General features: G+C 72.1%; 7 protein-coding genes. 5 read left to right on the forward strand and 2 right to left on the reverse strand.

What is annotated here, in order from left to right; all coding sequences use genetic code 11:
• From ESO86_RS09860 to ESO86_RS09875, 4 genes are all read left to right on the forward strand, one after another.
• A partial coding sequence (locus ESO86_RS09860) for an IMP dehydrogenase (RefSeq protein ID WP_207207084.1) occupies positions 1-463 on the forward strand: 463 nt, incomplete at its 5' end.
• Between the two features lie 135 nt (positions 464-598).
• On the forward strand, positions 599-1960 hold the full coding sequence (locus ESO86_RS09865; protein ID WP_129234743.1) for a hemolysin family protein: 1362 nt from the start codon (positions 599-601) through the stop codon (positions 1958-1960).
• Entirely contained in the window at positions 1957-2994 is a 1038-nt protein-coding gene (locus ESO86_RS09870; protein ID WP_129234744.1) for a hemolysin family protein, read from the forward strand. The genes ESO86_RS09865 and ESO86_RS09870 overlap by 4 nt, the downstream gene beginning before the upstream one ends.
• Positions 2995-3052: 58 nt before the next feature.
• Positions 3053-3490, forward strand: coding sequence for a VOC family protein (locus ESO86_RS09875; RefSeq protein WP_129234745.1), 438 nt, complete (start codon positions 3053-3055; stop codon positions 3488-3490).
• Positions 3491-3499: 9 nt separating this feature from the next.
• Here the strand turns inward: ESO86_RS09875 and ESO86_RS09880 are convergent, their stop codons facing one another.
• Entirely contained in the window at positions 3500-4633 is a 1134-nt protein-coding gene (locus ESO86_RS09880; protein ID WP_129234746.1) for an NADH:flavin oxidoreductase/NADH oxidase, read from the reverse strand.
• Positions 4630-5274, reverse strand: a complete 645-nt coding sequence (locus ESO86_RS09885; protein WP_129234747.1) for an HAD family hydrolase — start codon at positions 5272-5274, stop codon at positions 4630-4632. The genes ESO86_RS09880 and ESO86_RS09885 overlap by 4 nt, the downstream gene beginning before the upstream one ends.
• Before the next feature lie 24 nt (positions 5275-5298).
• On the opposite strand from ESO86_RS09885, the gene ESO86_RS09890 reads away from it, so the two are divergent.
• The coding region (locus ESO86_RS09890; RefSeq protein ID WP_165307609.1) for an ADP-dependent NAD(P)H-hydrate dehydratase at positions 5299-6082 on the forward strand (784 nt) is incomplete at its 3' end.

Consider the following 6082-nt stretch of genomic DNA (forward strand, 5'->3'; position numbering starts at 1 on the left):
TCGCGGGCACGGCGCGGCCGTCTGGGCGGACGGGGGCGTGCGGTACCCGCGCGACGTCGCGCTCGCGCTCGCCGCGGGCGCGGCATCCGTCATGATCGGCTCCTGGTTCGCGGGCACCATCGAGGCGCCGGGCACGCTCCGTCGCGACGCCGAGGGTCGGGTCTTCAAGGAGAGCTGGGGGATGGCGTCGACGAAGGCGGTCAAGGAGCGCTTCGGCCGGCTCTCGCCCTACGAGCTCGCCCGCAAGGAGCTGTTCGCGGAGGGCATCTCGTCGTCGGCGATCTACCTCGATCCGCTGCGACCCTCGCTCGAGGACCTGCTCGACATGATCACCTCGGGGGTGCGCAGCTCGTTCACCTACGCGGGCGCGCGCAGCGTGCCGGAGTTCCGGGAGCGGGCGCTCGTGGGCATCCAGTCCGCCGCCGGCTACGAGGAGGGCAAGGCGCTCCCGGTCAGCTGGTAGGCGCGTGTGACGGCGGCGTTACGGCTCGGGGACCATCCCGCATCCGCCGATATACTGGCTCGATCATGGACGACCCTCCCTCTGCGACCTCGCCCTGCCATAGACCCACGCCCGTGACCGCGCGGGGAGGTGCGGATGTCTGAGTGGGTACTCCTCGGCATCGGACTCCTCCTCACGATCGGCACGGGCCTCTTCGTTGCGAGCGAGTTCGCGCTCGTGAACCTCGACCGCGCCGACCTCGAGGCCCGGCGCGCCAGGGGTGAAACCCGCCTCGGGCTCACCATCGAGGGCCTCAAGATCACCTCGACGCACCTCTCCAGTGCGCAGCTCGGCATCACGCTGACCACGCTGCTCACCGGCTACACGATGGAGCCGGCGATCTCGTCGCTGCTCGCGGGTCCGCTCGCCGCGATCGGCCTGCCCGAGGCCCTGATCCGGCCGGTCGGCGCGATCACGGCCGTGGTCGTCGCGACCCTGCTGTCGATGATCATCGGCGAGCTCGTCCCGAAGAACTTCGCCCTCGCGCTGCCGCGGCAGACCGCGAAGGTCGTGATGCCGTTCCAGACCGCCTTCACGTGGGTGTTCCGGCCGGCGATCACCGTGCTGAACGGCAGCGCGAACCGCCTGCTCCGCCTCGTCGGCATCGAGCCGAAGGAGGAACTCTCGGGCGCCCGATCGGCCGAGGAGCTCTCGAGCCTGGTGCGACGTTCGGCGAGCGCCGGCCTGCTCGAGCAGGACACCGCGACGCTGCTCGGGCGCACGCTGCGCTTCTCCGAGCACGACGCCTCCGACGTGATGACGCCGCGTCCGCGCGTCGCGGCCGTGCAGCGCACGGAGCCGGCGGAGGCCGTGCTCGAGCTGGCCAGGCAGACCGGGTTCAGCCGCTTCCCCGTGTACGACGAGGACCTCGACGACGTCGTCGGCATCGTGCACGTCAAGCAGGCGGTCGCGGTGCCGCGCGAGAAGCGCGAGGTCGTGCCGGCCTCCGCGCTGCAGTCCGACGCGCTCCGCGTCCCGGAGACGATCAAGCTCGACGCGCTCCTCGGCGAGCTCCGCGGCCGCGGCTACCAGATGGCCGTCGTGGTCGACGAGTACGGCGGAACCGCCGGCGTCGCGACGCTCGAGGACCTCGTCGAGGAGTTGGTCGGCGAGGTCTCCGACGAGCACGACCGGACGCGGGCGGGCGTGGTCCGGCGAGGGGAGTTCGTCAGCTTCCCGGGCATCCTGCGGCCCGACGAGCTGCTCGACCGCACCGGCATCCGGGTGCCGGAGGACGGCGCGTACGAGACCGTCGCCGGGTACGTGATGGCGACGCTCGGACGGCTTCCGGTCGTCGGCGACGAGGTCGAGGTCGAGGGCGGGACGTTCCGCGTGCAGCGGCTCGACGGGCGTCGCATCGACCGGATCCAGTTCTCGCCCGTGACGGTGCCGACCCAGGCGGATGCCGCCCGGGAGTCGGCCGTCGTCGGCGACGATGCGAGGGGGGCGGGCCGATGAGCGACTGGGCGGGACTGGCCTGGCTGTTCGTGCTGCTGCTCGGCAACGCGTTCTTCGTGGGCGCCGAGTTCGCGGTCATCTCCGCGCGGCGCTCGCAGATCGAGCCGCTCGCCGAGCAGGGCAGCCGCAGCGCGCGCACCGCGCTCTGGGCGATGGAGCATGCGACGCTCATGCTCGCGATGAGCCAGCTCGGCATCACGATCTGCTCGCTGCTGATCCTCACGGTCTCGGAGCCCGCGATCCACCACCTCCTCGAGGTCCCGCTCGAGCTGACCGGGTGGTCGCCCGAGGTGGTGTCGACGATCGCCTTCGTCATCGCGCTCCTGCTGGTCTCGTACCTGCACGTGGTCCTCGGCGAGATGGTGCCGAAGAACCTGTCCTTCTCGCTGCCGGATCGCGCGGTGCTGCTGCTCGCCCCGCCGCTCGTGTTCACCGCGAGGGTCTTCCGGCCCGTCATCGTGGCGCTGAACGCGACCGCGAACGGCGTGCTGCGCCTCTTCGGCGTGCAGCCGAAGAGCGAGGCGACCTCGACGTACACGCTCGAGGAGGTCCAGACGATCGTCGTCCAGTCGCGCCGCGAGGGCCTGCTGGTGGATGCGAGCGGGACGTTGACCGCGGCGTTCGAGTTCACGACCAAGAAGGTGCGCGACGTCGCCGTCCAGATGGACGAATTGGTCTGCCTGCCGGCGGACGCCACGCCGGGCGACGTCGAGCGCGCGGTCGCGCGGCGCGGCTTCTCGCGCTACGTGCTCGCGGGCGCGGACGGCGAGCCGGTCGGGTACGTCCACCTCAAGGACGTCATCGACCTCGACGACGACGAGTTCGACGATCCGATCCCGGCCAAGCGCGTCCGCAGGGTCGTCTCGATCTTCGACGGCACCGACCTCGAGGACGCGCTGGCCAGCATGCGCCGCCTCGGGACGCACCTGGCGCGTGCGTTCGACGACCAGGGGCGGACGACCGGCGTCATCTTCCTCGAGGACATCATCGAGGAACTCGTCGGCGAGGTGCAGGATGCCACCCGGAGGGGGTGAGGCGGCCGCCTCCCGGTCGGCGTAGACTCGCCCCGTCTCCGAGAGATGAGGTGGTCTCATGTTTGAGAACTCCATGGCCATGACCGTGCTTGCGGCATCCGACCTGGAACGGGCGAAGGCGTTCTGGCACGACGTCTTCGGCCTCGATCCGGTCCAGACGGACACGGGCGGTGGGGCGGTCTACGTGATCGGCTCCGCGGCCGTCCTCGTGTACGAGTCGGAGTTCGCCGGCACCAACAAGGCGACCGCCTTCTCGATCATGACCGACGACCTCGACCGCGACATGGCCGCCCTCCGCGAGAAGGGCGTCGTCTTCCACGACTACGACCTCCCCGAGCTCAAGACCGTCGACGGCGTCGCCCGGATGGGCGACGACGAGAGCGGCGAGCGCGGAGCATGGTTCGACGACAGCGAGGGCAATATCATCGCGCTCGCCACGCCGATCGGCGTCTCGCTCGACGAGGCGCGGGCCATGCTGACCGGGTCGACCGCCTGAGCGTCCGACTCACCACTCGCCGTCGTTGACCTCCGGCCTCGCCCGGCGGTACTGCGGCGGCCAGATCGCCGCGCCCGCACCGAGCTCGTTCGCGGCGCGCAGCGCGAGGTGCGGGTCGCGCATCATCGCCTTGCCGAACATGACCGCGTCGGCCGCGCCGGACGCCACGAGGCGCTCGGCCTGCTCGGGCGTCGTGATCCGGCCGACGGCGGAGACCGACACGCCGGCCCGCCCGCGCACGAACTCCGCGTGCGCGGCCTGGTAGCCCGGGCCGACGGGGATCCGCACGTCGCGGACGAGCCCACCGGTCGAGATGTCGAACAAGTCGGCGCCCGCCTCCGCGGCCCATCCGGCCACGGTCGAGGTCTGCTCCTCGTCCCAACCGCCCGGTGCCCAGTCGGTCGCGGAGAAGCGCACGAACATCGGCATCCGCTCGCCGATCTCAGCGCGCACGGCGCGCACGATCTCGAGGAGCAGGCGCGCCCGGCCGCGGAGGTCGCCGCCCCAGCCGTCGTCTCGCACGTTCGAGAGCGGTGACAGGAACTGGTGCACGAGGTAGCCGTGCGCGGCGTGGACCTCGACGACGTCGAAGCCCGCCTCGACCGCGCGCCGAGCGGCCGCGCGGAACTCCTCGATCACCCCGAGGATGCCCGCCTCGTCGAGCGCGACCGGCGTGCGGAGCCCGTCGAAGGCGATCTCCGACGGCGCCACCGTGGTCCAGCCGCCCTCGTCGAGCGGCTGCGACCCGGTCCCCCGCACCGTCTCGGGCCACACCGACGCCTTGCGGCCCGCGTGCGCGAGCTGGATCCCCGACGCGGCGCCCTGCGAGCGGATGAACCGCGTGATGCGCGCCCACGCCGCGACCTGCGCGTCGTTCCACAGGCCAGTGTCGTAGTCCGAGATGCGTCCCTCGGGACTCACCGCGGTCGCCTCGGCGATCACCAGGCCGGCACCGCCCGCCGCCATCGAGCCGAGGTGGACCAGGTGCCAGTCGTGCGGCACGCCGTCGCGCTCGGTCACCGAGTACTGGCAGAGCGGAGGCACCCAGACCCGGTTGCGGATCTCGAGACCCCTGATCCGGATCGGGCGGAAGAGGGCCGGTGCGTCGTGCTCCTCGGCCACGGCTCGGTCGTCGCGGATCATTCGGCGAGCCCCCGGAGCCACGACTCGAGGCCGGAGGCATCCGTGAACACGTGGCCGGAACCGCCGACCGCGATCGCGCCGTCGACGTTCACCGACTTGTTGTCGACGAACAGGAGCTGGTCGGCGGTGATGCCGAGCTCGCGCATCACCAGCCGGAAGATCTCGCCCTCGGGCTTCACCATGCCCAGTTCGCCGCTCACGAAGACCGCCTCGAACAGCGGCGCGAACGAGCCGTGGCGCAGCCAGCCGCCGAAGTCGGCCCCGGCGTTGGAGAGCAGCGCGAGGCGGGTCCCGCCCGCGCGGAGCGCGTGCAGGATGCGGAGCGTCGCGGGGTCCACGCTGAGCCAGCCGCGGTGGTCGATCGCCCACAGCTCGTGGCGGTCCACCTCGGTCCAGTCCGCGCCGAGGTCGTCGGCCACCCTCGCCCAGTAGTCGGCGATCGCGAGCGTCCCGCGGTCGAGCTCGTCGCGATGCGCCCAGTACGCGGTCCAGAACGCCTCGGCGCCGTCGACCGCGATGCCGGCCCTCGCCAGGAGCGCGGCGCGATCGGCATCGGACGGCGAACGCGAGATCACCTCGCCGTAGTCGAACACGACCACTCGGGGCGACAGGGCGATCGGCGAGGGAATGGTCGCAGGCATGCCCATCAACCTATCGTTGGGAGCATGGCAACCGGGACCTGGCGAGAATGGACCGCCGACGACGCATCCGACTGGCTGGCCGAGCCGGGCGCGGGCGACGACAAGTACCGCCGAGGGGTCCTCGGAGTCATCACGGGCTCGGCCGACTATCCCGGTGCGGCCGTGCTGGGCGTCGAGGCCGCCCACCGCGCCGGGGTCGGCATGGTGCGCTTCACGGGTCCGCGGGCGGTGCGTCGGGCGGTGCTCGCCGCCCGACCCGAGACCGTCGCCGTGGCGGGACGCGTGCAGGCCTGGCTCCTCGGCTCGGGCATGGACTCGACCAATCGCTCCTTCCGGCTCGCCGGCGAACTCCAGCACGCACTGGCATCGGGCCTGCCGTCCGTCCTCGATGCCGGAGGGCTCGACCTCGTGGGCTCCCACACGGGTCCGACCGTGATCACGCCGCACAGCCGCGAGCTCGCCCGGCTGCTGCACGACCGGGACACCGCGTGCACCGTCGAGGAGATCGACGCCGATCCGGCCGGATGGGCCGAGCGCACGGCGCACCAGCTCCAGGTCGCCGTCCTCCTGAAGGGAGCCGTCACGCACGTGTGCGACCCCGACGGCATCCGGTTCACGGTCACGGCGTCGACGCACTGGCTCGCGAGCGCGGGCACCGGGGACGTCCTCGGCGGCATCATCGGCGCACTCGCGGCCACGCACCACGAGCGACTCGCGCGCGACGCCTCGGCGATCACGCATCTCGCCGCGACGGCGGCCCTCGTCCACTCGGAGGCGGCGCGCCGGGCGAGCGAGGCGTGGGAGGGCG

The sequence above is a fragment of the Agromyces binzhouensis genome (assembly GCF_004135055.1).
In the GTDB taxonomy this organism is placed as follows: domain Bacteria; phylum Actinomycetota; class Actinomycetes; order Actinomycetales; family Microbacteriaceae; genus Agromyces; species Agromyces binzhouensis.